Here is a 23,715-nt window from a genome sequence, read left to right on the forward strand (position 1 = left end):
CCACCTTACTGACCGGGGCCGCGCGCGGGGGGCGGATCCGTACGGAAGCCGCCCGGTCCGTCAGCCGGCCAGGGCGGCCGAGACGACCGACTGCGCCTCCTGCTGGACGCGGGCCAGGTGGTCGGCGCCGAGGAAGGACTCGGCGTAGATCTTGTACACGTCCTCGGTGCCGGAGGGGCGGGCCGCGAACCAGGCGTGCTCGGTGGTGACCTTGATGCCGCCGATCGCGGCCCCGTTGCCGGGAGCGTGGGTCAGTACGGAGCTCACCGCCTCCCCCGCCAGCGTGTCGGCCGTGACCTGCTCGGGCGAGAGCCGGCCGAGGACCGCCTTCTGCTCGCGGTCCGCCGGGGCGTCGATGCGGGCGTAGGCCGGCTCGCCGAAGCGGGACGTGAGGGCGGCGTACCGCTCGCTGGGGGTCTGCCCGGTGACGGCGAGCATCTCCGAGGCCAGCAGGGCGAGGATGATGCCGTCCTTGTCGGTGGTCCACACCGAGCCGTCGCGGCGCAGGAACGAGGCCCCGGCGGACTCCTCGCCGCCGAAGCCGAGGGTGCCCGCGGACAGGCCGTCGACGAACCACTTGAAGCCGACGGGCACCTCCACGAGGTCGCGGCCGAGGTCGGCGGCGACCCGGTCGATCATCCCGGAGGAGACCAGCGTCTTGCCGACGGCGGCGCCCTGCGGCCACCCGTCGCGGTGGCGGTAGAGGTAGTCGATCGCGGTGGCGAGGTAGTGGTTGGGGTTCATCAGGCCGCCGTCGGGCGTGACGATGCCGTGCCGGTCGGCGTCGGCGTCGTTGCCGGTGGCGATCTGGAACCGGTCGCGGCCCTCGATCAGGGAGGCCATGGCGTACGGGGAGGAGCAGTCCATGCGGATCTTCCCGTCCCAGTCCAGCGACATGAACCGCCAGGTGGGGTCGGTGCGCGGGTTGACGACGGTCAGGTCCAGGCGGTGCTCCTCGGCGATCCGCTGCCAGTAGGCCACGGAGGCGCCGCCGAGCGGGTCCGCGCCGATGCGCACGCCGGCGGTGCGCACGGCGTCCAGGTCGAGCACGGCGGGCAGGTCGCGCACGTACGCGCCGAGGAAGTCGTACGTGCCGGTGGTCGCCGCGGCCCGGGCGCGGGCGTACGGAAGCCGCCGGACATCCTTCAGGCCGCCGGTGATGATCTCGTTGGCGCGCTCCTGGATCCAGCCGGTCGCATCGGAGCCGGCCGGTCCGCCGTGGGGCGGGTTGTACTTGAAGCCGCCGTCGGCGGGCGGGTTGTGGGAGGGGGTGACGACCACGCCGTCGGCGAGGCCTGAGGAGCGGCCGCGGTTGTGGGTGAGGATGGCGTGCGAGACGGCGGGGGTGGGGGTGTATCCGTCGGCCGCGTCGACCAGGACGGTGACGCCGTTGGCGGCGAAGACCTCCAGGGCGGTCACCCGGGCCGGCTCGGACAGCGCGTGGGTGTCCGCGCCGAGGAACAGCGGGCCGTCGATGCCCTGTCCGGCCCGGTACTCGCAGATCGCCTGGCTGGTCGCGGCGATGTGGTCCTCGTTGAAGGCGGTGGCCAGGGAGGACCCGCGGTGGCCGGACGTGCCGAAGGCGACGCGCTGGGCCGGGTCCGCCGGGTCCGGGTGCAGGGCGTAGTACGCGGTGACGAGCCGGGCGACGTCGATCAGGTCGTCCGGGCCCGCCTGCTGCCCCGCTCGTTCGTTCGGCATGCTCCGGCTCCTCCGTACTGGTCCCAAGCTGGTCGGATGACAACACTGGCCATTGTGTCGTCCCGGACCCCGGGCCGCACAGGTGGCCCCCCGGCCACGTGCGGCCCGGCGGAGGGGACCCGCGCGGCGCCGTCCGGCTCGGCGGCGGTTCAGCCGCCGGGGCGCAGGGCGGTGAGCTCGCGGTGCAGCGCGGCCAGGCGCGCCTCGACCGAGGCCGCCGCGGACCGTTCGCACTCCGTCAGCCGGCGCAGCGCGTCGCGGACTTCCCGGTCGGGGGCCTCGGCCGGCCAGTCTTCGAGGGTGCGGCGGCACACGGTGCTGTCCTGGTGCTCGCCCAGCAGGTCGTGGAGGGCGCCGAGACCGCGCAGGGGGCGCCGCAGCAGGTCCGGGTGGGCGCGGGCGACGCTGCGGCCGGTGTCCAGGACGGGTTTGGCGGCCTTGCGGACCTCGTGCAGTTCGTCCGCCCGGGCCTCGGGGTCGGTGACGGCCGACGCCGCGGCGAAGGCGTCCAGCAGCGGCAGCCAGGCCGCGCAGAACCAGCCGTGCAGGCGGGTGGCGGCGTCGGCGGGGACGGGGGCGTCGGCCTTCTCGTCGAGGGCGGCGACGAGCGAGCCGTAGCGGGGGCCGTCGAGGACGAGCAGCAGCTCGCACCGGGCCGGGCCGCGCAGCCGTTCGATGCGCTGGACGGTCCAGTGCGCCGGGCGGCCCCGCATCACGGGGTGCGAAGCCACCCGGTGGGCGGTCTCGTCCAGGTGCCGGACCACGCCCAGGCGCGCGTTGAGCCAGGTGAACTCCCCCGGCAGGCTGCCCGGTTCGGCACCCGGCCCGGGGCGGTCGGGTTCGCGGGGTTCGGGCTCGCGGCCCTCGCCGGTGGCGTCCAGCGTGTGCCAGACGCTGCGCAGGCGGCGGGAGGCGGTGCGCATCGCCTTCACCGCTCCCGGCCGGTCCCTGCGCACGAGCGGCTCGCGCGAGACGAGCCGGTCCCGCTCCCGCTGCACGTAGGCGCCGACGGCCGTGGCGGCCTCCACCCCGATCAGGGTTCCCATCAGCGTTCCCTCCCCCAGTGACGTGGGCGCCCGCCGGCAGGGCCGGGGCCGCCCGTGGTGGGCACGGTCTACCCCGGCGGCGGCGCGCTGAACGCAGGGCGCGGGCAGTGCCTCCGAACGGGTCACGGCGCCGCCGCGTGAGTGACGCCGCGAAGGGCCACCGGCGGCCGCGGTGGCCCTTCGCGGCGGGCCCTCGGACGGGGGCCGGACTAAAATGAAGGCGCCCCGCGCTGTGTGCGCCCGCACGGCCCGCCGGCCGGCGGCCGGGCGCGTGGCGGCGCCGGGCGGCCAGGAGCGTGACGGCATGGACCGGATCGAGATCGTGACCACCGCGTCGCTCGGCGACAACAGCTACCTGCTGGTCAGCGGTGACGAGGCCGCACTGGTGGACCCGCAGCGCGACAGCTGGGACCTGGTCGCTTCCTGCGCGGCGCGCGGGATACGCGTCAGGTACGTGCTGGAGACGCACGTGCACAACGACTACGTCTCCGGCGCCCTGGAGGTCCGCGCGGCCACCGGGGCCACGGTGGCCGGGCCGGCCCGCGCACCGTACGCCTTCGACCACCTGCGGCTGGCGGAGGACGACGAGATCACCCTCGGGGACACCACCGTACGGGCGATGGAGACGCCCGGCCACACCCGCGAGCACACCTCGTACCTGGTGTACGAGCACGCCCGCGACCGCGACCAGGGCCCGGAGGTACCGGCGGCGGTCTTCACCGGGGGCAGCCTGCTGGTGGGGTCGGCGGGGCGCACCGACCTGTCCGGCGAGCACCTCACCGAGGAGCTCGCGCGGGCGCAGTTCCGCTCGCTGCGGCGCCTCGCACTGCTGCCGGACGCCACCCGGGTCCTGCCCACGCACGGCGCGGGCAGCTCCTGCTCGGCGGGTCCGGCCGCCTCGGGCCGTACGAGCACCGTGGGCGCCGAGCGGCGGAGCAACCCGGCGCTGGCCGCGCGGGACGAGGAGGACTTCGTCAGCGCGCGCACGACCGGGCTGACGCCCTACCCGGCGTACTTCCACCACATGGCGCCGATCAACCGGGCCGGGCCCGCGGTGCTCGGCGGGCCGCCGGAGTGCGGGCCGCTGACGCCGGCCGCGGTCGAAGGGCTGCTCGGCGGGGGCGCGTGGATCGTCGACGGGCGCGGGCGCGGCACGTTCGCCGCGGCCCATCTGCCCGGATCGGTCTGCGACGAGCTCGACGAGCGGTTCGCGAGCCTGGTCGGCGAGGTCGTGCCGTTCGGCACCCGGCTGGTGCTGGTGCTCCCCGAGCCCGCGGCGGAGGCGGCCCGGGAGGCGGTGGTCCAACTGCTGCGGATCGGCTACGAGAAGGTCGCCGGGCACCTGGCCGGCGGGATCGACGCGTGGGCGGCGGCCGGCCGGCCGCTGCGCAGCTTCCCCACGGCCGAGGCGTCCGAGCTGGCCGGGCACGTCCGCGAGCACCGCGTCCTCGACGTACGCCCCGACCGGCCGGAGGGCGGGATCCCCGGCACGCTCGCGGTGCCGTTGGCGGAACTGCCGCGGCGGCTGGGCGAGTTGCCGCGGGACCGGGAGGTGTGGACGGTGTGCGGCAGCGGCCGCCGGGCGACCGTGGCGGCGAGCCTGCTGGATCTGGCGGGGATTCCCGTACGGGCGGTGGTCAAGGGCGGGGTGGAGGACCTGTCGGGGGCTGCGTGAAAGGCGTGGGGCCGGGCCGGGGCCGGCCGACGGACCGCCGGGCCGTCCGGGGTCCTGCGCCTGGGCCTGCGTCTCGGCCCGCCTGTGGGCCTGCCCTTGGGCCTGCCCCCGAGCCGGCGGGCGGGCCCGCCGGCCGCGCGGTCAGGCGGGCAGGGCGAGCAGGAGCAGGGGCCGGCCCGTCGGGCTCGGGGACCCGCCGGCCGGTTCGAGGGTGAGGCCCACCGCCGTGGCTCCCCGGATGCCACCGTCCAGGACGGTGGCCCCGTCGCGCGCCAGCAGGCCGGCCGGGCGCATCCGGCCGTGGTCGTCGAACCACAGCTGGTACGTCCTGCCCTCCCCCGGATCGGGCAGTCCCGCGCCCACGAACACCGCCCTGTCCTGCTGCCGGGAGCTGACCACGGAGGTGGCCGCGCCGCCGGCGGTGCGGCCGCGCACCGTCCGGGCGTCCGGTGCGGCCATCACCGCGGCCAGGTCCTGCAGCCGCCGCTCGCCGGCCTGCGCCTGCTCCCGGGCCCGGTCGGCGCTCTGCTCCTGCTGTACGGCGACGCCCGCGAGAACGGCCGCGGCCGCGACGCTCGCGGCGAGGACCATGACCCGGGCCCGTCGGCGCAGCACCGCCGAGAGGGGGGTCGGGCGCCCGGCGGGGTCCTCGGACTCCGGGAGCAGGGGGGGCAGTTGGCGTACGGAGTCGATGTCGAACAGGACCGCGTCCTTCATGCGCGGCGGCGGGGGCAGGGCGGCCGCACCGGCCAGGCGGGCGGCGGTGGCGGCGAATTCGGCGACCTCCTGCCGGCAGGAGGGGCAGCCGGCGAGGTGTGCGGTGAAGGTGCCGTGCTCGGTGGGCGGGAGGGCGTCGAGGGCGTACGCGCCGGTGAGGGTGTGCAGCGCGTGGTCGTGCGCCGGGCCGGGATTGCGGGCGGGCTTCGGGCCGGTCTCCGGGGCGGTCTTCGGATCAGTCTTCGGATCGGTCTTCGGATCGGTCTTCGGGTCGTGCTTCACGTGGTCACCCCCATGCAGTCGCGCAGCCGGATCAGCCCGTCGCGCAGGCGGGTCTTGACGGTCGGGAGCGGGGTGCACAGCGTCTCGGCGACCTCGCGGTAGGTCAGCCCCTGGTAGTAGGCGAGGGTGACGGCCTGGCGCTGGATCTCGGTCAGCCCGCGCAGGCAGCGCCGCACCTGCTCGCTCTCCAGGCGGGTCTCGACCTGTTCGGCCACCTCGTCGAAGGGGCGGCCCTGCGCCCGGGCCGCCTCGTCGTGCTCGCGGTTGCTCGCGGCCTGGGCGGAGCGGACCCGGTCGACGGCGCGGCGGTGGGCGAGGGTGGCCGCCCACGTCCTCACGCTCCCCTGGTCGGGACGGTAGCGGGCGGCCTGCCGCCATAGGTCGATCATGACTTCCTGGGTCACTTCCTCGGACTGGGCGCGGTCGCGCACGACTTTGACGACGATCCCGAAGACGGTGGCGGACAGGGCGTCGTAGAGGGCGGAGAAGGCGTCCTTGTCGCCGCGTGCGACGCGGGCCATCAGCTCTTCGAGCGGGGGTACTCCGGCGTCGGGGAGGCCGAAGGTCAGGGGTTGGCTCACCGGGCGCCCTCCCCTCCCCGGGAGCGGGGAGGGAGCGGGTGGCGGGGGCGGGGCCGGCGGGGGGAAGGGGGGTCGGGAGGGAGAGGGGGACGGGCGCCCGGGGGCGGGCTCGGGCGCAGGGCGGAGTGCGGTGTACAGGTGGCGGGTGGTTCGCCGGGATCCGTCCATCGCATGGCAGTCCTTCGGTGTCGGGAGTCGCGCTTGACGGATCTTCGTAGCGGACGGGCGGTCGGATTGGCCCGGACTCGCGTCGAATTCATCACCGGAGTGAGTGATTTCGGGCTGCCCTGCATCCGGGCGCGGCCGTGACGCCGAAGAAGGGGTCGAAGGCCCGGAGCCCGCGGCTTCGGCCCTTCACCGGCGGGCCGGGGTCGACGGGACCGGGCCCGCCGCGGGGGTGGCGGCGGTCGGCGGCGGCCACCCCCGCACCGGTTCCGCGGAAGACGGACCCATCCGCTCCGGGCGGGGCACCGAATGGCGGGTGTGAACAGCTTCCGCAAGCGCCCCGCCCGGATCGCGGCCGGGGCCGCGGCCGGCCTCCTGTCGGCGTACTCGGCCCTGGCCGTCGCCGAGTTGGCGGCCGCCGCGGTCCGACCGGAGGCCGGGCCGCTGGCCGCGGTCGGCGGGGCCGCCGTCGACCGCGCCCCGGCCGCGGTGAAGGACTTCGCGATCCGCACCTTCGGCGAGGGCGACAAGCGCGTCCTGCTCCTCGGCATCCTGGCCGTTCTCGCGCTGTGCGCGGCGGGCCTGGGGGTGCTGGGCGCGGTGTCGCCGCGCCGCCTGCGCGCGGTGAGCGCCGGGGCCGCGTCCTTCGGGCTGGTCGGGGCGGCGGCCGCGCTGACCCGCACCGGCTCCGGTTCGGCGGCCGATGCGCTGCCCTCACTGGTCGGCGGCGCGGCCGGGGCGTGCGTACTCCACGTGCTGGCGGGGCGGCTCGGGCGGGAGGCCGCGGATGCCGGGGCCGCCGACGCTGCGGGCGCTGCGGGCGCTGCGGGCGAAGCCGGGGCTTCCGCGGTGGACGGGGCACGGGCGGCCGGCTCCGGCGGCCGCCGGAGCCGGCGCGGCTTCCTGGCCTGGGCCGTGGGCACCGCGGCCGCCGCCACCGGGGCCGGCCTCGCGGGCCGGGCCCTCGGCGACCGGCGCGGCCGGGGCGCCGCGGCCTCGCGGGCCGCGGTGGTCCTGCCCCGCCCGGCGTCCCCGGCGCCCGCACGGCCGGCCGGGGCCGAGCTGGCGGTGCCCGGCATCAGCCCCTTCACCACCCCGGCCCGGGACTTCTACCGCGTCGACACCGCCCTGGTCGTGCCGAGGGTCGACGCGGACGCGTGGCGCCTGCGGATCCGCGGCAGCGGGGTGGCCCGCCCGCGCACGTACACGTACGAGGAGCTCCTCGCGCGGCCCCTGGTGGAGCGGGACATCACCCTGACCTGTGTTTCCAACGAGGTGGGCGGCCCGTACGCCGGCACCGCCCGCTGGCTCGGCGTCCCCCTCGCCGGGCTGCTGCGCGAGGCCGGGGTGCGGCCGCCGTCCGACGGCGGGCCAGCCGACCAGCTGGTGGCGCGCTCGGTCGACGGGATGAGCTTCGGCTCGCCGGTCGAGGACGTCATGGACGGCCGCGACGCGCTGCTCGCGGTCGGCATGAACGGCGAGCCGCTGCCCTTCGCGCACGGCTTCCCGGTGCGGATGCTCGTGCCGGGGCTGTACGGGTACGTGTCCGCCTGCAAGTGGATCACCGAGATCGAGCTGACCGCGTTCGACGCGTACGACGCCTACTGGGTCGAGCGCGGATGGGCGCGGCGGGCGCCGGTCAAGACGCAGACCCGCATCGACACCCCCAGGCCCTTCGCCCGCCCGGCCGCCGGCACCGTCGTCGTCGCCGGGGTGGCCTGGGCGCAGCGCCGGGGCATCGAGCGCGTCGAGGTCCGGGTCGACGACGGGCCCTGGCAGCCCGCGGACCTGGCCGCGGCCGACACCGCCGACACCTGGCGGCAGTGGTCCTTCCGCTGGCCGGCCGAGCCCGGCGGCCACACCCTCAGCGCCCGGGCGACCGACGGCACAGGCCGGGTCCAGCCGGAGGAACGCGCCGGCACCGTCCCCGACGGGGCGACCGGCCACCACACCGTCTTCGTGACGGTCACCTGACCCACCCCGAACCCACCCCCCAACCCACTCCAAAACCGAACCCAAGCACGAGGAGAAACCGATGATCACGACCACCGCGCCCCGGATCCGCCGTACCGCGCTCGCCCTCGCCGCCGCTGCCGTCCTGCCGTTCTCGCTGACCGCCTGCTCCGACTACGGCGACGGTCCGGCCGCCGCCGCCGACCCGGCGGCGGCAGCCCCCGATGCGGCCGGGGCCCAGGCGCCGCCGGCGGCGGCGGACGCCACGGGCGCGACCCAGCCGTTCGGGCCGGCCTGCGCCTCGGTGCCCAGGAGCGGGGCGGGCTCGTTCGCGGGCATGGCGAAGGACCCCGTCGCCACCGCGGCCTCCAACAACCCGGCGCTGTCCACGCTGGTGTCGGCGGTGAAGCAGGCCGGGCTGGTGGACACGCTCAACAACGCCAAGGACATCACGGTCTTCGCGCCGACGAACGACGCCTTCGCGAAGATCCCGAAGGCCGACCTGGACAAGCTCCTCGCGGACAAGGCCGCCCTGACGAAGGTCCTCACGTACCACGTCGTCGGCCGCCGCCTGGAGTCCGGTCAGCTGGCCAACGGCTCCTTCCCGACCCTGCAGAAGGGCATGGTCACCACCTCGGGCTCGGGATCCGCCTACCGCGTCAACGGGACCGCGGGCGTGGTCTGCGGAGACGTCCAGACCGCGAACGCCACGGTCCACATCATCGACACGGTCCTGATGCCGAAGTAGCCGCCCGGGGGCCCAGGGCGCGGTGCCCCCGCCGCGCCCGGCCCCCGGTCCGCGCACAGCAGCAAGGCCAGAGATGAGCGTCTGACGTGCCTGGGCGAGCGCCCCAACGGTCCCGAAGGGTGCCTCCTGCCTCTGTGTCGTACCCCGCTTCTGTGCTCATCGGCTTCCCAGCAGGAACGCCGTGCCCGGCGTCTGGCCGCGTATCCCACCGCCGCGGTGGCACGTATAGGGCCGGACGGACCAGTTGCACCCGTCCCGCCTGGTGGCATCCGGAATCGCGGTTGAGCCTGGCCGAGGGCCTGCTTCCGGCGGGTCGGATGGTCATGTCCGACGAAGGCGACGGAGACGTGCAGGCATTGTGGCTCAGTGACGGGCCGGCCACTGCCGAGCTTTGGTGGCGGAGTATGCCGAGCACACGCGCTCCCCTGTGGCCGTTGCTGCTCGACGCGTTGGATCCGAACGATGCCGAATTCCGTCCATGGGGGTCCGGGGAAGTCTTTCCCGAGCAGATGTCCTCCCCGGAAAGCCACGACCCTTCCGGTCTCCTCGCACAGTGGTGGGCGACTCACGGCCTCTCCGTCACCGCGCCCTTCGGACGGACCTGGCCTGGCCTCGCGTCCAGCAGTGGGACTGCGACGGATCCCGACCGTCTCGCCGCCGAGTTCGCGCGGGGGTTCCTCGCCGGCCGCCCCGAGACTCGTCTGGGGCTGGTCGCGGCAGCATCAGGTGCGGAGGCCCTTACGGTCGCGGGTTGGATCGGAGCCTGCAACCAGCATCGCCGCGCCGCCGGTGGATGAGCACGAGGCTCTCCTGGTCGCGGCCGAGCACTTCGCCTTCTGCCCGGACAACACCCGGCAGGGGCCGCAGGCCCTACACGCTCGCCGCGTACGCACAACAGCTCATCGATGCTCCTGTCTGGGAGTTCTGGTGGGACTGAGCCATCGGGATCAGACCTGGAATCATCGGCGAATTCTTTGACACCCTCCTCGACGGTCAGGAGTCCTTCGAAGGCGGCCGCGTCGGGGCAGGCGTCGCCCGCGGACGAAAGTCTGCTCCTGCCGTTCAAGGACGTGGCAGCATGTGCCACATGACGGAGATCAGAAAGGCCCATGCCGCGTAGCCGGCGGAGACACCCTCGGCAGCGTCGGACAGCTGCTGCGAGGCTTGCTATCGACGGCCTCTCCGGGCGGGCAGGGGCGGAGATCGCCCGCCTCGAAGAGACCCGGAACTACCTGGAGCCAGGAGACGTAGTCCTGGCCCTGGACCGGTGGAAGCAGTACGTGCGCAGCCCCAGGCGCCGGCAGTGGCAGGAATGCGAGTGGGGCAGCGTGCACTGGTACTGCTGCGGCAACCCCCTGGAAGGCCGCGCTCTCCTCGACCGCGTGCTGCTGGCCCTGACACCTCGGAGCGCCCGCGAACTCCGGGCAGTCCTAGGCAAGTACGACGCCCTCTGCATCACTCCTCACCCGTGTCTCGCGGATCGAGTTGAGAAGGGCTTCCCGCTGCGGCTCCCGACTTTTACGTGCGGACAAAAGCCGGAAGTCCGGCTCAGGGAAAGGCCTTGAGTTTGTCCTGCGTGCCCCGCGCCGTCTCCGGTTGGTTGTGCGGCCAGGCGCCGGGCAGACGTTGCTCCTCGGGGGTGCCAGGCTCTTGCTGCCAGCCGCCCCATCTGGACGTTCGACGGTTACTGAGGTCGAACTCGCGATGTCGCCGGGCCGGTCTCGGCGAGGCGGCCGTCTATGACCAGCCCGCTGGCCGCCGCTGATGAGCTGGTGCGCTCGGTGCGGTCGTCGTACTCTTCGCGGGCGGCGATGACTTCTTCGATGTGCAGCACGGACCACTCCGTGAGCGCCTTCAGCGGTTCCCGTAGCGTCTGGCCGAGCGCGGTCAGCTCATACTCCACGTGCGGCGGCACCTCTGGGTAGACGGTCCGGCTGACCAGCCCGTCGCGTTCGAGGGTGCGCAGCGTCTGGGTGAGCATCTTCTCGCTCACGCCCGCCAGCGCCTGCCGGAGCTGGCCGAACCGGGAGGTCCCGTTCCGGCCGAGTTCGCCGAGCACGAGGACCGCCCACTTGCTGCCGATCTGGTCGAGCAGGTCCCGCGACGGGCAGCCGCGCTCGTACGGATCGAATGACGGCATGGGCCCGGTCACATTCTCGACAGCAGCCATACGGCTCACCTCAATGCTTTCACTGCGGTAAGTACCCTACCAAGAAGTGGCTACTCCCCAACAGAGAGTGTCCAGGTCATTCTGTGAATCCCGCGGCGGACGGACCGCGGCAGGCGTGCGAGGCACGCGCGGAAGGAAGGAATGACCATCATGCAGATCGTCGTCACCGGAGCCACCGGCCAGCTGGGCAGGCTCACCGTCGAGGCACTGCTGCGGCGCGGGATCCCGGCCGCGGACATCATCGCGACCGGCCGGGACATCGCCGGGATCAAGGATTTGGCCGACCGAGGCATCACGGTACGCCGCGCCGACTTCGCGGACACCGACGGCTTGGCCGAGGCATTCGCGGGGGCGGAAAGGCTGCTGCTGATCTCGGCCTCGGTCCCCGTGGGCGAGCGGGTCGCCAACCACCGCCGCGTCATCGACGCCGCGGCATCCGCAGGCGTGTCGCTGGTGGCGTACACGAGCACGACGCACGCGGACACGGCCACCACCGTCATCGGTGCCACGCACGGCGAGACCGAGGCGTATCTGCGGGACCGCGGAATCCCCAGCGTGCTGCTGCGCAACGGCTGGTACCTGGAGAACTACACCAGCCAAATGCCGCAGATCCTGCAGAACGGCGCGGTCGTCGGCGCCGCAGGCGAGGGGCGGATCAGCGCCGCGTCCCGCGCCGACTACGCCGAGGCCGCAGCGGTCGTCCTCACCGCTGAAGGCCACACCGGCGCCGTGTACGAGCTCGGCGGCGACGAATCCTTCACCCTGACCGAGCTCGCCGCCGCGATCTCCGCTGCGGCCGGAAAGCAGATTGCCTACGCTGACCTCCCGGTGGCCGACTTCGCCCAGGTACTGGCCTCCGCGGGCCTACCCGCCGAGCTGGCAGAGGTCCTCGCTGACGCTGACCGCGGCATGAACCGCGGCGAGATGTACACCGACTCTGGGGACTTGCGCCGCCTGATCGGCCGCCCGCCCGTGACCCTGGCCGAGGCACTCGCGGCCGCCCTGCATGACTGAGGTTGAACTCGTGATGTGGCCGGGTTGCTCAGGTGGGTCTGATTGCCCGCCCGGTCTCGGCGAGGCAGCCGTCTGTGAGTTCGCTGCGGTACTGGATGTGCCGTAGGCCGCGCCGGATGCGCTGAACGAGGTGTTCAGGGGTACTGAAGGCGACGTTGGAGAGCCAGCCGCGTCGCGGGCCTCGGCGAACTTTTGCAGGTCGGCGGGCTTGTGCACGTTGAGGTTGTCCCAGACGAGAACGATCGGGCCACCGAGCTGCTGGTGTGCTGCGCTCAACAGGCCCGGTAGTCGCGCCAGGAGAAGCTCTTGCGCCCCTCGCGCGGCCGTCGTCATGGCGGGGCCGGTAGATGAGCCTGGAGCGGCGACCGGGTTTGTAGCAGGTCAGCGCGGCGATGGAGAGACCCGTCGGCGGGAGCGGCCGCGGACCCGCACCACCGGGGTCCGGCCGCGCTGTGACCAGGTCTTCGCGTGCGGCGGCGTCATGGAGAGTCCGGCTTCGTCCTCGAAGACGAGCCCGGCTCCGCGGGCCGCCGCGAGTCTTCCGCGCAGGGCCACACCTCCTTGACCCACCCGGCCACCACCCCGTCGTCCCGCTCCATGGCCCGTCGGGCCGGGACCTGCCAGGACCAGCCGTTACGCGCCAGCAGTTTCCGCACGCCCTGGATCGTTTAGGCCAGGTGAAAGCGGTGACCGATCACCGTCTTGATCCGCGCCAGTGTCCAGCGCTGGTCCTCCCAGCCGGCGAACCTGCTGCCGTTCGGCAGTCAGCCCGCCTCCTTGTGGATATCGCATGCTCCGGTGATACCGCACGGACGACGAGCCATCAGCCCCTACGACACCACGAGTTCAACCGCAGCAGTTGGAGGCGCATCGAGTTCGCGAAGGCCGGCACTTCAGCGGGGAGGGGTCGGTGAGGTGCCAGGAGGCGGGGGCCGCCGACGTGCCGGCCGTGTGGGAACCGCCGTGTCGCGCCCGCCCACCAAACCTTGCCTGACCGAGGTGCCGACCGTTGGGATCCCACGGCGCCGGCCGGGGCGCCGGAATCCGGCCGGCGCGGCACTCGGCCGGGCCGCCCGGCGTGGTCCTGCCGCGCCTGCGGCGCAGGCCGCCGCAGGTCTCGGTGACCCTCGACACCTCCGGTCGGTCGGTGAGGAGGAACCGGGACGGTGCTGCCGGGCGATGCGGCGGCGCGGCAGGTGCCCCACTGCGTCCGGGCCGAGGGCATTTCACTCGCGCCGGACGCGCCGCCCGCGCGGGCCCGCGCGGTCACCATCGGGTACGGCCGGGGCGGGGTGCTCCCGCGGCGCGGGGCTGTTCCCCACCCCGCCCCTTCCCGAAACCGGGGCCGCGGCCCCGGGCCCCGCTTCGCCTCGATCACCGGTGCGGGCTCGAGGATCGGGGGCTCCACCCCCGGACCCTCCCACCGCGCCTCAAACGCCGGCGGGGGTGGATGGTGCGGGTGGGGACTACTCGATGACGAGCTCGACCGGGATGTTGCCGCGGGTGGCCTTGGAGTAGGGGCAGACCTCGTGCGCCTGCTTGACCAGCAGGGCGCCCGTCTCGCCGGCGAGGGACTCCGGCAGCTCCACGCGCAGGGTGACGGCGAGGCCGAAGCCGGTGTCGTCCTTGCCGATCGAGGTCTCCGCGGTGACCGAGATCTCGCCGGTGTCGACCTTGGCCTGGCGGCCGACGAGGCCGAGCGCGCTGGCGAAGCAGGCCGCGTAGCCGGCGGCGAAGAGCTGCTCGGGGTTGGTGCCCTGGCCGTTGCCGCCCAGCGCCGGGGGCATGGCGAGCGCGAGGTCGAGCTGGCCGTCGGAGCTGACCGTGCGGCCCTCGCGGCCGTTGGCGGTGGCGACAGCGGTGTAGAGCGCGTCCATCGGGTTGTTCCTCTCGCGGTGGTGGTTCGGTCGGCCGGCCGGTGGCGTCCCGGCCGACGTCCACTACTAGAGCACACAATTCAGTTGTGCGCAATCAAATGACTCGCAAGGTAAGCCCCGGTACACTGGCCGGCATGAGCGAGCCGAGCACCGACACCCTCCGCGACGAGGACTTCCTCCGCCTCGACGGCCAGATCTGCTTCGCCCTCAACGCGGCGACCCGGGCCTTCGGCGGCGTCTACCGGGTGGTGCTCAAGGACCTCGGGCTCACCTACCCCCAGTACCTGGTCATGCTGGTCCTCTGGGAGGACGGCACGACCCCCGTCAAGCAGCTCGGAGCCCGGCTGCGGCTGGATTCCGGGACGCTGTCCCCGCTGCTCAAGCGCCTCGAGGCCGCCGGGCTGATCCGCCGGGAGCGCAGCACCGAGGACGAGCGCTCCGTGCACGCCGTGCTCACCGAGGCCGGTACGGCGCTGCGCGCCCGGGCCGCGGAGGTGCCGCGCCGGATCGCCGCCGCCACCGGCTTCGAGCTCGCCGAGATCCGAGACCTCCAGGTCCGGGTGCACCGGCTCACCGCCGCCCTGGACGCAGCCGCCCTGGAGGTGTGAGGGGCGCCGCCGGAGCGGGCTGAGAGCCGGCGATCCGCCCGAACCGCTTTCCGGTGCGCCCGGCGGCTCCTCCCCTCGGGGCCAAGGGCGCAGCGGCACGAAGGGGTCCCCGCGACCGCCGGCCGGTTGCGGCAGCGCCACCTCCCGAGCGTGCCGTACGCGCCGGGATGCGGCCGTTCCGGCCGATGACCGGGCGGAGCCGGCCCGCCGGACGTAGATTCGGTCGCATGGTGCACGTACTCGGCAGCAGGATCCTGCTGCGGCCCACCGATCCGGAGCGTTCGCGCGCCTTCTACGGCGAGGTGCTGGGGCTCGCCGTCTACCGGGAGTTCGGCACCGGGCCCGAGCGGGGCACGGTCTACTTCCTCGGCGGCGGCTTCCTGGAGGTCTCCGGCCGCTCCGAGGCCCCGCCCGCTCCCGGCCTGCGGCTGTGGCTGCAGGTCGCCGACGTGCAGGCGGCGTACGAGGAGCTGCGCGGGCGCGGCGCCGAGGTGCTGCGGCCGCCGCTGAAGGAGCCGTGGGGCCTGGTCGAGATGTGGATCGCCGACCCGGACGGCGTGCGCATCGCCGTGGTGGAGGTCCCGGCGGACCATCCCCTGCGGTTCCGCCCCTGAGCCGTGGCGCAGTCGAACGGCGCAGCCCGGCGGAGCCGCCGGGGACGCGCCGGGGCGCGCACGGCCCACGCCACCCCGGGCGCCCGGCCATCCCGGCGCGCCCCGCCGACGGAGTGAACGGGCCTCCCACCCGGACGAGGGGCATCCGGCGGAGCCGGTAGACGTGGCGTCAACCGCCGCACGCCGCGCGGGCGGTGCAGCACTGGGTCCAGGCAGTGCACATAGCAGATTCCCGGGGGCCGTGAACCCCTTTTGTAAAGATCCACGCAGTGTGCTGGATTGATCACCGACAGTGCTCCCGGCTGCGCGGAAGGATCGCCATGCGCACGGTTCGCGAATCGGTTCTGGATGTTCTACGAGCACGTGGCATCACCACGGTCTTCGGCAACCCCGGCTCGACGGAACTGCCGATGCTCAAGCGGTTCCCCGACGACTTCCGCTACGTGCTCGGCCTGCAGGAGGCCGTCGTCGTCGGGCTCGCCGACGGATTCGCGCTCGCCTCGGGCACCACCGCCCTGGTCAACCTGCACACCGGCCCCGGCACGGGCAACGCGATGGGCGCCGTCCTCAACGCCCGCGCGAACCGGACCCCGATGGTGGTCACCGCCGGCCAGCAGGTGCGCGCCATGCTCACCATGGAGGCGCTGCTGTCGAACCCGCAGTCCACGCTCCTGCCGCAGCCCGCCGTCAAGTGGGCGTACGAGCCCCCGCGCCCCGCGGACGTCGCCCCGGCGCTCGCCCGGGCGGTCCAGCTGGCCGAAACCCCGCCGCACGGGCCGGTGTTCCTCTCCCTCCCGATGGACGACTTCGACGCGGAGCTGACCGAGGAGGAGGACCGGGCCGGGCAGACGGCGGCCGCCCGCCGTACCGTGCACGCCGCGGCGCCCGGCCCGGCCACGGTCTCCGCGCTCGCCGAGCGGATCTCCCGCGCGCGGTCGGCCGTGCTCGTCGTCGGCGACGACGTCGACGCCTCCGGGGCATGGGACGCGGTCGTCGCGTTCGCCGAGCGGACCGGGCTGCCCGTCTGGGCGGCTCCCGTCTCCTGCCGCGTCTCCTTCCCCCGGACCCACCCGCAGTTCCGCGGGGAGCTGGTGCCGGCGATCGGCCCGCTCGGGCAGCAGCTGGCCGGGCACGACCTGGTCGTGGTCATCGGGGCGCCGGTGTTCCGCTACTACCCGTACGTCCCCGGCGCGCACCTGCCGGAGGGCAGCGAGCTGGTCCTGCTCACCCGGGACGCCGAGGAGGCCGCCCGCGCCCCCGTCGGGGACGCCGTCGTCGCCGACCTCGCCCTGACGGTACGGGCCCTGACGGACCGGCTCGCGGCCGGCCCGGCGGACCCGGCCGACCCGGCGAACCCCGCGGCCGGCGCCCCGCCGGCCCACGCCCGCCCCCACTCCCCCGACCCGCTGCGCATCCCGGAGCCCGGCGACGGCGCCCTCACCCCGCTCGCCGCCCTGCGGGCCGTCGCCCAGGGCGCCCCGGAGAACACCCTCTGGGTCAACGAGTCCCCCTCCAACGTGCCGCAGTTCCACGAGGCCACCCGGATCAGCACCCCCGGCTCCTACCTCTTCTCCGCGGGCGGCGGCCTCGGCTTCGGCGCGGCCGCGGCCGTCGGGGCCCAGCTCGGCGCGCCCGGCCGGCCCGTGGTCTGCGTCATCGGCGACGGCTCGATCCACTACGCCGTGCAGGCGCTGTGGACCGCCGCCGCCCACAAGGTCCCCGTCACCTTCGTCGTCCTCAGCAACGCCCGGTACGCGATCCTCCAGTGGTTCGCGCAGCTCGAGCACGCGCAGGGCGCCCCGGGGCTCGACATCCCCGGCATCGACATCACGGCCGTCGCCACCGGCTACGGGGTCCGCGCCCACCGGGCCCAGAGCGCGGGCGAGCTGACCAAGCTCGTCCGGGAGGCCACGGCCCAGCAGGACGGGCCGGTCCTGGTCGACGTGCCCGTCACCACGGAACTCCCCTCCCTGTAGGCCCCTTTCGAACCGCCGGTCAGCCGGCCACCGCCACGACCTCCGGAAGGCCCGAATGTCCCCCGACACACCCCTCCTCTCCCGCCTGCGCACCCTCCTCACCGACCATGCGGACGTCCTGCACACCGACCCCGAGACGCTGAACGCGTACGCCCGGGACGCCGCGCCGTTCTCGGAGGCCGGCGTCCCCGCCACCGTCGCCTTCCCGCGCACGGCCGAGCAGGTGCAGCACATCATGCGCACCGCGTACGAGCTGGGCGTCCCCGTCGTCCCGCAGGGCGCGCGGACCGGGCTCGCGGGCGCCGCGAACGCGGTCGACGGCTGCATCGTGCTGAACACCGCACGGATGGACCGCATCCTGGAGGTCGACCCCGCCAACCGGCTCGTGCGCTGCGAGCCGGGCGTCGTCACCAAGCGCCTCAACGACGCCGTCGCCGAGCACGGCCTGAGCTACCCGCCCGACCCGGCCTCCTGGGAGCACTGCACCATCGGCGGGAACATCGCGACGGGCGCCGGGGGGATCTGCTGCGTCAAGTACGGGGTCACCGCCGACTACGTGCGCGGCCTGGACCTGGTCCTGCCCGACGGGCGCCGAATGCGCACCGGGCGCGACACCGTCAAGGGGGTCGCGGGCTACGACCTGACCCGGCTGCTCGTCGGCTCGGAGGGCACCCTCGCGGTCATCGTCGGCGCGACGCTCGGCCTGCGCCCGGTCCGGCCGCCCGCCCTGTCGCTGCTCGCGCAGTTCCCGAGCCTGGCGCAGGCGGGGGAGGCCGTCGCCTCGATCACCGCGGCGGGACACGTGCCGTCCGCGCTCGAACTCCTCGACCGGGCCACCTCCCAGGCGGTCTCGGACCACGGGCACCCGCTGCTGGAGGCCGGGGCCGCGGCCACGCTCATCGTCGAGAGCGACAGCGCGGACCCGATCCGCGACCTGATGGCGATGACGCTGCTGTGCAAGGGCGCGGGCGCCCAGAACGTCGTCACCGCGACCACCGCCGAGGAATCCCGGCGGATCATCGAGGCGCGGCGGCTGGTCTCCCCGGCGCTGGGGGCCTTCGCCGCGACGCTCCCCGGGAAGCCCACCGCCTTCATCGAGGACGTGGCCGTGCCCCGCTCCGAACTGGCCAAGTTCATGGGCACCATCGAGGAGATCGCCCGCCGCCACCGGCTGCGGATCTTCACGCTGGGCCACGCCGGGGACGGCAACCTGCACCCCACGGTCGTGTTCGACGAGTCGGACGCCGACGAGTTCCGCCGCGCCCGGACCGCGTACGACGACATCATGGCGGCGGGCCTCGCCCTGGGCGGCACCAGCACCGGAGAGCACGGCATCGGCACCCTCAAGCGGGACTGGCTGACGCGCGAGCTCGACCCGGCCAGCCTGGAGCTGCAGCGCGGCCTCAAGCGGCTGTTCGACCCGAAGAACCTGCTGAACCCCGGCAAGGTCGTGGAGGCATGACCGAGGACCCAAGCGCAGTCTCCGGCGCGGCGCCGGCCGCCGCCACCGCAGCACCGGCCGCCGCCGCGCGCCGGCCCCTCGTACCGCGGCCCGCCCGGGCCGGCCGCGCCGAGACCCTCCGCTTCGCCGCGACCCACACCGTGCCCGCCTTCGTCCGCGGCGCGTTCCACCTGCGGCCCCGCGTCGTGGCGGCGTACGCGGCCGTCGGCCAGCAGGGGTGGTCCGCGGCGACCCTGCGGGCCATGCGTGCCCGGCACGGCGGGGCCCCCGTGGAGGTGCGCGGCCTGTCCGGGCCGCTGCTCGTGCTGCTCGACCAGCGGGACGTCCGGCAGTTCTACGAGCTGCCGGTGCGCACCCTCGCCCTGGACGCGCCGGACAAGTACAAGGGGCTGTCGCTGCTGGAGCCCACGGGCGTGATCTGCTCCCACGGCGACACCCGCGAGGAGCGCAGGCGCATCAACGACGAGGTGCTCGCGGCGAGCCGGCCGCTGCACCCGTCGTGCCGGGAGTTCCAGGCCCTCCTGGACGAGGAGGCCCCGGCCCTGACCCGCGACGCCGAGCTGGACTTCCCGCGGCTGCGCCGGACGGCGGCCCGGATCGGCCGCCGGATGGTCCTCGGCGACGCGGCCGCAGGCGACGAGGAACTCGCCCGCTGGCTGCTCGCCCTGCGCGAGGAGGCCAACTGGATGCGGATGCGCAAGGGGCGGGCCGCGGCCGCCGAGGCCCTGTACGCGCGGGCCGCCGCCCGCGTCGAGGAGTACGCGGCCCGCGCCGAACCGCACACCCTCGCGGCGCTCGCCCGCAGCCACCCGGCCGCGGCCGGCCCCGACGCCGCCGCGCTGGACCCGGTCGGTCAGGCCCACCACTGGCTGCTCGCCCTGGACGCGGTCGCCCCGACCGTCGCCCGGACCCTGCTGCTGCTCGCCGCGCACCCCGCCGAACAGGACGCCGCCCGGGCCGAGGTGGAGGCGGGCCCCCCGGAACTCCCCCGCCTGCGCGCCTGTGTGCAGGAGACGCTGCGCCTGTATCCGGTCGTCCCGGACCTGGTGCGGGTCACCCGCGAGGAGACCGAGTGGCGCGGGGTCCGCTATCCGGCGGGGACGGCCGTGCTGGTGCCCGCCCTGTTCCACCAGCGCGATCCCGAACAGGTTCCGGCGGCCCACCGGTTCGTGCCGGCGCGCTGGCTGGAGGCCGAGGCGGCCGGGGACATCCGGATGGCGCCGTTCAGCCACGGCGGCGGGCGCTGCCCCGGCGAGCACCTGGGGGTGTTCACGGCCGCCGGGCTGGTCGCGGCGGTGCTCCGCGGCCACCGGGTCGCCGGCGGCCGGCCGGCCCTGGACCCGTCCCTGGCACTGCCCGGCATCCTCGCCTCGGCGGGCATCCGGCTCACCCTCGCCCCGCGCTGACGTCCCTGCTCCCACCCCTGCCCCGGAGGCCCCGCATGACCGATGCCCTGACCGCCGTCACCGGGCACGAGCCCGACGTCGACTCCCTGCACGCGATGTGCCGCCTGCTGGCAGAGGCCGCCGACGGCGTGGGCGAGGCCTCCCGGTACGCGTCCGAGCTCGCCCTCGGCTCCCGGCTGCCGCGCGGTTCCCGAGGCGGCCCCGCCCGGCGCACCCTGCTGCGGGCGATCACCGACCCCAAGGGCCTGGGCTGGGCGGCGCGCGGCCGCGGCCTCGCCCGGGTCGGCCGGCTCGTCGGGGTGTTCACCAGCCGCGAGAGCCTCGCGGTGAGTCTGGCCGTGACGGGTCTGAAGGGCCGGATCCGGGCCGCCGCCGTCCACCATCCGGAGCTGCTCGGCGATCCGGACACCGCCAAGGTGCTCCGGGCCATCGAGGAGGACCGGCAGCGGGAGGCGGTCCGCGTCTTCCGCGCCATCCTCGGCCGGAAGGGCGCCGAGCGCACCTTCGCGCTGCTCGCGCCCGCCTTCGCGGACATCCTCGCCTGGAACGCGCTCACCGATGAGAACCCCCTCAACGACGAGGCGGGCTGGGAGGTGGCCACCGGCCGTACCCTGACCGGCGCCGAACCCGTGCTCGGCGTCGCCGCCCGCGTGTGGGCGTTCCTCGACCGCGGGCCCGGCCGGGCCGAGCCCTTCATCCCCGCACCTGCCCTCGCCGACCGACTCGACACCACCGGCACCATCGCCGGGTACGTCCGCAACATCGACGCGGTCGGCACCGACGGCACGCTGCTGGTGCAGCCGGTCACGGGCCCCGACGGCGTCCGCCGGTACGTCGTCCAGCTCGCCGGCATGTCGGGGCTCAGGGGCGAGAGCCCGCAGGACCTGTTGGGCGCCGTGCATGCGGTGGCCAGGCCCTCCACCCCGTACTCCAGGGCGGTGTGCCAGGCGCTGCGGCACGTGGTGCCCTCCGGTGCGCAGCTGGCCCTCGTCGGGCACAGCCTCGGCGGGATCACCGCCATGAACCTGGCCGCCGACCGGGACTTCTGCGCGGTGTACCGGGTCACGCACGTGATCGCGATCGGCTCGCCCGTCGACGGCAAGCGCCCCGCCGACCCGCGGACCCGGGTCTGCTCGCTCGTCAACGAGCACGACGTGGTCCCCAGCTTGGAGGGTCGGTCGTCGGTGTCCGCGTACGCCCTGCCCGAGCAGTTCACCGAGTTCACGTGGACCGACGACACGCACGCCTTCCCGCTGTGCCATGCCGCCGAGCGGTACGCGCACAACCTGGAGCACGACGTGCCCGACGCCCGGGAGCACGTGGACGCCGAACTTTCCGCCTACCGGGGCCGGATGGGCGCCGCCCGCTTCTTCCGGCTGTACGACCGCTGAGCGCGGGCCTCCCCGCCCGCACCTGGCGACCCCCTGCCCGCACCCTCCTTCCGCGCCTCCCCTTCCCCGCATCCCACCGCCGACGCCGACGCCGAGGAGCGCCATGACCGACACCACCTCCGCCGAGCAGACCGGGCCCGCCCCCGGGCAGTCCGCGCCCGCCCCGGGCCCCGCGGGCCTGCCGGGGCACGCCGCCCGGCCGCCGCAGCCGCCCGCCCCCTGCCCGCCCGGCCTCCTCGAACGCCTCGGCTCGGCCGCGTTCGCCCAGATCAACGCGTACAAGGAGTGGCACGAACTGCCGCTGCCGCTCGGGCTGTTGAACCTGCGGGTGCTCCGCGACGACCTGCGCCGCAAGAACCTGTACGACACCTACGGCGCCGGCGGCGAGCGCCCGCGCCGCACCACCTCCAGCCTGCTGCCGTACCGCTCGTACGACGGCTCCGGCTACGACCCGTACGACGTGGACATGGGCCGGGTCGGCACCCGCCTCGACCGCAACGCCCCGCTCGACCTGGTCTTCCCCGAGGACGAGGAGGCGCTGATGTCGCCCAGCCCGCGCGAGATCAGCAGGCACCTGCTGGCCCGCAGGGGCTTCGTGCCGGCGACCTCGCTGAACCTGCTGGCGGCGGCCTGGATCCAGTTCGAGAACCACGGCTGGGCCAACCACGGCGACAACGAGACCGCCGAACCCTTCACCGTCCCGCTGGCCGAGGACGACGACTGGGAGGTGCACGGGGGCACCTGCCCGATGCGCATCAACCGCACCCGCCCCGACCCGGTGGCGCACACCTCGCCGGACGCCCCGCCGACCTACGAGAACACGGTCACCCACTGGTGGGACGGCTCGCAGCTCTACGGCTCGGACGAGGAGCGCTGCCGCGCCCTGCGCACCGCGGAGGGCGGGCGGCTCATCGTGGAGGACGGCCGGCTGCCCGCCGATCCGCGGCCGGGCCGGGACTGCCTGGACTGGACGGGGATGAACAGCGACTACTGGGCGGGGCTGTCGCTGCTGCACACGCTGTTCGCCAAGGAGCACAACGCGATCTGCGACTTCCTGCGCTCGCACTACCCCACCTGGGACGACGAGCGCCTCTTCCACACGGCGCGGCTGGTCAACACCGCCCTCATGGCGAAGATCCACACGGTGGAGTGGACCCCGGGCATCCTCGACACGCCCGTGCTGCACCACGCGATGAACGCGAACTGGTACGGAGTCCTCCCCCGCTGGGTCAGCAAGGCCTTCGGCCGGATCGGCAGCGGCGAAATGCTCAGCGGCATCCTCGGCTCCCCCACCGACCACCACGCGGCCCCGTTCTCCATGACCGAGGAGTTCGTCTCCGCATACCGCCTGCACCCGCTGATCCCGGACGAGCTGGCGGTCCACGACCACCGCGGGGGCCGCCTGCGCAAGACGATCGGCTTCGACGACATGCAGGGCCGCACCACCCGCTCCTGCGTCGACGACTTCGGCATGAGCGACCTGTTCTACTCCTTCGGCACCTCCCACCCCGGCGCCCTCGTCCTGCACAACCACCCCGACGCACTGAGGAACCTGGCCCGGCTGACCGGCGAGCACATCGACCTCGGCACCGTCGACATCCTGCGCGACCGCGAACGGGGCATCCCGCGCTACAACGCCTACCGGCAGATGCTCCGCAAGCGACCCGTCCGCTCCTTCGAGGAACTCACCGGCGGCCACCCCGGCGACACTCCCCTGCTGAAGGAGCTCTACGAAGGCCGTCTCGACCGCGTCGACACCCTCGTCGGCAACCTCGCCGAACCGCGGCCCGCGGGCTTCGGATTCAGCGATTCGCTGTTCCGGATCTTCATCCTCATGGCCAGCCGGCGCCTCAAGAGCGACCGCTTCTTCACCACCGACTACCGGCCGGAGATCTACACGGCCGAAGGCCTCGAATGGGTCGACCGCAACACCATGGTCACCGTGCTCCTGCGCCACCACCCCGAACTCGCGCCCGCCCTGGACGGCGTCGCCAACGCCTTCGCCCCCTGGAGGACCGTGTGAACCCGGGCCGCATCCCCGCGCCCCGTGCCGAGGCCCGGCCCCCGTCCTCGCCCTCCGACGGGTTGCGCACCCACGCGGACGCCCTGCACGAGCACGCACGGCGGCTGCGGGCCGGGGCCTTGGCCCTCGACTGGAAGGGGCCGCAGGCCGAGGCCTTCCGGTGGCGGGTCGAGGACCTGGCCGACCGCTGCGCCACGGCGGCGGAGAGCCTGGCCCGCTCCGCCGACCAGCTGGACGCGGCCGCCGGCCGCGCACGCTAGCCCGCCGGCACCGCACCGCTCCGCCGCGCCGTCCGGTCAGCCGGGC

Annotated in this window: 19 protein-coding genes and 2 pseudogenes; 13 read left to right on the forward strand and 8 right to left on the reverse strand. The window is 74.6% G+C overall.

Annotated features, from left to right (window positions below; translation table 11 throughout):
- Positions 1-60: 60 nt before the first annotated feature.
- Together pgm and AB0953_RS14055 are read right to left on the reverse strand one after the other, a co-directional pair.
- Positions 61-1,701 carry a phosphoglucomutase (alpha-D-glucose-1,6-bisphosphate-dependent) gene (gene pgm / locus AB0953_RS14050; protein WP_366859696.1) on the reverse strand — a complete coding sequence of 547 codons (1,641 nt, stop codon included), beginning with the start codon at positions 1,699-1,701 and terminating at the stop codon, positions 61-63.
- Between the two features lie 149 nt (positions 1,702-1,850).
- Complete coding sequence (locus tag AB0953_RS14055) at positions 1,851-2,747, reverse strand: CHAD domain-containing protein (protein WP_366859697.1); 897 nt, start codon at positions 2,745-2,747, stop codon at positions 1,851-1,853.
- A 304-nt stretch (positions 2,748-3,051) separates the two neighbouring features.
- Here AB0953_RS14055 and AB0953_RS14060 point away from each other — a divergent pair, with 304 nt between their 5' ends.
- Entirely contained in the window at positions 3,052-4,422 is a 1,371-nt protein-coding gene (locus tag AB0953_RS14060; RefSeq protein ID WP_366859698.1) for an MBL fold metallo-hydrolase, read from the forward strand.
- Between the two features lie 141 nt (positions 4,423-4,563).
- On the opposite strand, the gene AB0953_RS14065 is transcribed toward AB0953_RS14060, so the two are convergent.
- Complete coding sequence (locus AB0953_RS14065; RefSeq protein WP_366859699.1) at positions 4,564-5,421, reverse strand: anti-sigma factor; 858 nt, start codon at positions 5,419-5,421, stop codon at positions 4,564-4,566.
- Positions 5,418-5,942 (reverse strand): ECF RNA polymerase sigma factor SigK, encoded by a 525-nt coding sequence (gene sigK, locus AB0953_RS14070; RefSeq protein WP_366859760.1) that lies wholly within the window; start codon positions 5,940-5,942, stop codon positions 5,418-5,420. Before sigK ends, AB0953_RS14065 begins: the two co-directional genes overlap by 4 nt.
- Before the next feature lie 534 nt (positions 5,943-6,476).
- Here sigK and AB0953_RS14075 point away from each other — a divergent pair.
- The 3 genes from AB0953_RS14075 to AB0953_RS14085 all read left to right on the forward strand — a co-directional run bounded on the left by AB0953_RS14075 (position 6,477) and on the right by AB0953_RS14085 (position 9,846).
- Positions 6,477-8,141 carry a molybdopterin-dependent oxidoreductase gene (locus AB0953_RS14075; RefSeq protein ID WP_366859700.1) on the forward strand — a complete coding sequence of 555 codons (1,665 nt, stop codon included), beginning with the start codon at positions 6,477-6,479 and terminating at the stop codon, positions 8,139-8,141.
- A gap of 61 nt (positions 8,142-8,202) precedes the next feature.
- Complete coding sequence (locus AB0953_RS14080) at positions 8,203-8,868, forward strand: fasciclin domain-containing protein (RefSeq protein ID WP_366859701.1); 666 nt, start codon at positions 8,203-8,205, stop codon at positions 8,866-8,868.
- A gap of 462 nt (positions 8,869-9,330) precedes the next feature.
- Positions 9,331-9,846, forward strand: coding sequence for a DUF4253 domain-containing protein (locus AB0953_RS14085; protein WP_366859702.1), 516 nt, complete (start codon positions 9,331-9,333; stop codon positions 9,844-9,846).
- 706 nt (positions 9,847-10,552) lie between these two features.
- Here AB0953_RS14085 and AB0953_RS14090 read toward each other — a convergent pair.
- Positions 10,553-11,038 carry a helix-turn-helix domain-containing protein gene (locus AB0953_RS14090; protein ID WP_366859703.1) on the reverse strand — a complete coding sequence of 162 codons (486 nt, stop codon included), beginning with the start codon at positions 11,036-11,038 and terminating at the stop codon, positions 10,553-10,555.
- A gap of 141 nt (positions 11,039-11,179) precedes the next feature.
- Here AB0953_RS14090 and AB0953_RS14095 point away from each other — a divergent pair, with 141 nt between their 5' ends.
- Positions 11,180-12,052: an SDR family oxidoreductase gene (locus tag AB0953_RS14095; protein ID WP_366859705.1), complete on the forward strand. Its 873-nt coding sequence runs from the start codon at positions 11,180-11,182 to the stop codon at positions 12,050-12,052.
- 28 nt (positions 12,053-12,080) lie between these two features.
- Here the strand turns inward: AB0953_RS14095 and AB0953_RS14100 are convergent.
- From AB0953_RS14100 to AB0953_RS14110, 3 genes and pseudogenes are all read right to left on the reverse strand, one after another.
- A pseudogene (locus AB0953_RS14100) lies at positions 12,081-12,535 on the reverse strand (IS630 family transposase).
- Positions 12,532-12,792: pseudogene (locus AB0953_RS14105) on the reverse strand (winged helix-turn-helix domain-containing protein); the annotation flags it as partial. The pseudogenes AB0953_RS14105 and AB0953_RS14100, both read right to left, overlap by 4 nt.
- Before the next feature lie 726 nt (positions 12,793-13,518).
- Positions 13,519-13,929: an organic hydroperoxide resistance protein gene (locus AB0953_RS14110; RefSeq protein ID WP_366859706.1), complete on the reverse strand. Its 411-nt coding sequence runs from the start codon at positions 13,927-13,929 to the stop codon at positions 13,519-13,521.
- Between the two features lie 134 nt (positions 13,930-14,063).
- Between AB0953_RS14110 and AB0953_RS14115 the strand changes: the two genes are divergently transcribed.
- The 8 genes from AB0953_RS14115 to AB0953_RS14150 all read left to right on the forward strand — a co-directional run bounded on the left by AB0953_RS14115 (position 14,064) and on the right by AB0953_RS14150 (position 23,669).
- Positions 14,064-14,537, forward strand: a complete 474-nt coding sequence (locus AB0953_RS14115) for a MarR family transcriptional regulator (protein ID WP_366859707.1) — start codon at positions 14,064-14,066, stop codon at positions 14,535-14,537.
- Positions 14,538-14,764: 227 nt separating this feature from the next.
- Positions 14,765-15,151, forward strand: coding sequence for a VOC family protein (locus AB0953_RS14120; RefSeq protein WP_366859708.1), 387 nt, complete (start codon positions 14,765-14,767; stop codon positions 15,149-15,151).
- Between the two features lie 320 nt (positions 15,152-15,471).
- Entirely contained in the window at positions 15,472-17,127 is a 1,656-nt protein-coding gene (mdlC, locus tag AB0953_RS14125) for a benzoylformate decarboxylase (protein ID WP_366859709.1), read from the forward strand.
- Positions 17,128-17,182: 55 nt separating this feature from the next.
- Positions 17,183-18,589, forward strand: coding sequence for an FAD-linked oxidase C-terminal domain-containing protein (locus AB0953_RS14130; RefSeq protein ID WP_366859710.1), 1,407 nt, complete (start codon positions 17,183-17,185; stop codon positions 18,587-18,589).
- Positions 18,586-19,995 carry a cytochrome P450 gene (locus AB0953_RS14135; protein ID WP_366859711.1) on the forward strand — a complete coding sequence of 470 codons (1,410 nt, stop codon included), beginning with the start codon at positions 18,586-18,588 and terminating at the stop codon, positions 19,993-19,995. Before AB0953_RS14130 ends, AB0953_RS14135 begins: the two co-directional genes overlap by 4 nt.
- Before the next feature lie 35 nt (positions 19,996-20,030).
- Positions 20,031-21,386, forward strand: a complete 1,356-nt coding sequence (locus AB0953_RS14140; protein ID WP_366859712.1) for a hypothetical protein — start codon at positions 20,031-20,033, stop codon at positions 21,384-21,386.
- Between the two features lie 103 nt (positions 21,387-21,489).
- The gene (locus AB0953_RS14145) at positions 21,490-23,409 is read left to right on the forward strand and encodes a peroxidase family protein (RefSeq protein ID WP_366859713.1); all 1,920 of its coding nucleotides are present in this window, start codon (positions 21,490-21,492) and stop codon (positions 23,407-23,409) included.
- Positions 23,406-23,669, forward strand: coding sequence for a hypothetical protein (locus AB0953_RS14150; protein WP_366859714.1), 264 nt, complete (start codon positions 23,406-23,408; stop codon positions 23,667-23,669). Before AB0953_RS14145 ends, AB0953_RS14150 begins: the two co-directional genes overlap by 4 nt.
- Positions 23,670-23,715 lie beyond the last annotated feature (46 nt).

This window comes from Streptomyces sp. NPDC046866, assembly GCF_040704625.1.
GTDB lineage: Bacteria > Actinomycetota > Actinomycetes > Streptomycetales > Streptomycetaceae > Streptomyces.

Excerpts from the sequence above, each read along its gene's own strand:
- pgm (WP_366859696.1), bottom strand. The coding sequence starts at position 1,701 with ATGCCGAACGAACGAGCGGGGCAGCAGGCGGGCCCGGACGACCTGATC.
- AB0953_RS14055 (WP_366859697.1), bottom strand. The coding sequence starts at position 2,747 with ATGGGAACCCTGATCGGGGTGGAGGCCGCCACGGCCGTCGGCGCCTAC.
- AB0953_RS14060 (WP_366859698.1), top strand. The coding sequence starts at position 3,052 with ATGGACCGGATCGAGATCGTGACCACCGCGTCGCTCGGCGACAACAGC.
- sigK (WP_366859760.1), bottom strand. The coding sequence starts at position 5,942 with ATGGCCCGCGTCGCACGCGGCGACAAGGACGCCTTCTCCGCCCTCTAC.
- AB0953_RS14075 (WP_366859700.1), top strand. The coding sequence starts at position 6,477 with ATGGCGGGTGTGAACAGCTTCCGCAAGCGCCCCGCCCGGATCGCGGCC.
- AB0953_RS14080 (WP_366859701.1), top strand. The coding sequence starts at position 8,203 with ATGATCACGACCACCGCGCCCCGGATCCGCCGTACCGCGCTCGCCCTC.
- AB0953_RS14085 (WP_366859702.1), top strand. The coding sequence starts at position 9,331 with ATGCCGAATTCCGTCCATGGGGGTCCGGGGAAGTCTTTCCCGAGCAGA.
- AB0953_RS14090 (WP_366859703.1), bottom strand. The coding sequence starts at position 11,038 with ATGGCTGCTGTCGAGAATGTGACCGGGCCCATGCCGTCATTCGATCCG.
- AB0953_RS14095 (WP_366859705.1), top strand. The coding sequence starts at position 11,180 with ATGACCATCATGCAGATCGTCGTCACCGGAGCCACCGGCCAGCTGGGC.
- AB0953_RS14110 (WP_366859706.1), bottom strand. The coding sequence starts at position 13,929 with ATGGACGCGCTCTACACCGCTGTCGCCACCGCCAACGGCCGCGAGGGC.
- AB0953_RS14115 (WP_366859707.1), top strand. The coding sequence starts at position 14,064 with ATGAGCGAGCCGAGCACCGACACCCTCCGCGACGAGGACTTCCTCCGC.
- AB0953_RS14120 (WP_366859708.1), top strand. The coding sequence starts at position 14,765 with ATGGTGCACGTACTCGGCAGCAGGATCCTGCTGCGGCCCACCGATCCG.
- mdlC (WP_366859709.1), top strand. The coding sequence starts at position 15,472 with ATGCGCACGGTTCGCGAATCGGTTCTGGATGTTCTACGAGCACGTGGC.
- AB0953_RS14130 (WP_366859710.1), top strand. The coding sequence starts at position 17,183 with ATGTCCCCCGACACACCCCTCCTCTCCCGCCTGCGCACCCTCCTCACC.
- AB0953_RS14135 (WP_366859711.1), top strand. The coding sequence starts at position 18,586 with ATGACCGAGGACCCAAGCGCAGTCTCCGGCGCGGCGCCGGCCGCCGCC.
- AB0953_RS14140 (WP_366859712.1), top strand. The coding sequence starts at position 20,031 with ATGACCGATGCCCTGACCGCCGTCACCGGGCACGAGCCCGACGTCGAC.
- AB0953_RS14145 (WP_366859713.1), top strand. The coding sequence starts at position 21,490 with ATGACCGACACCACCTCCGCCGAGCAGACCGGGCCCGCCCCCGGGCAG.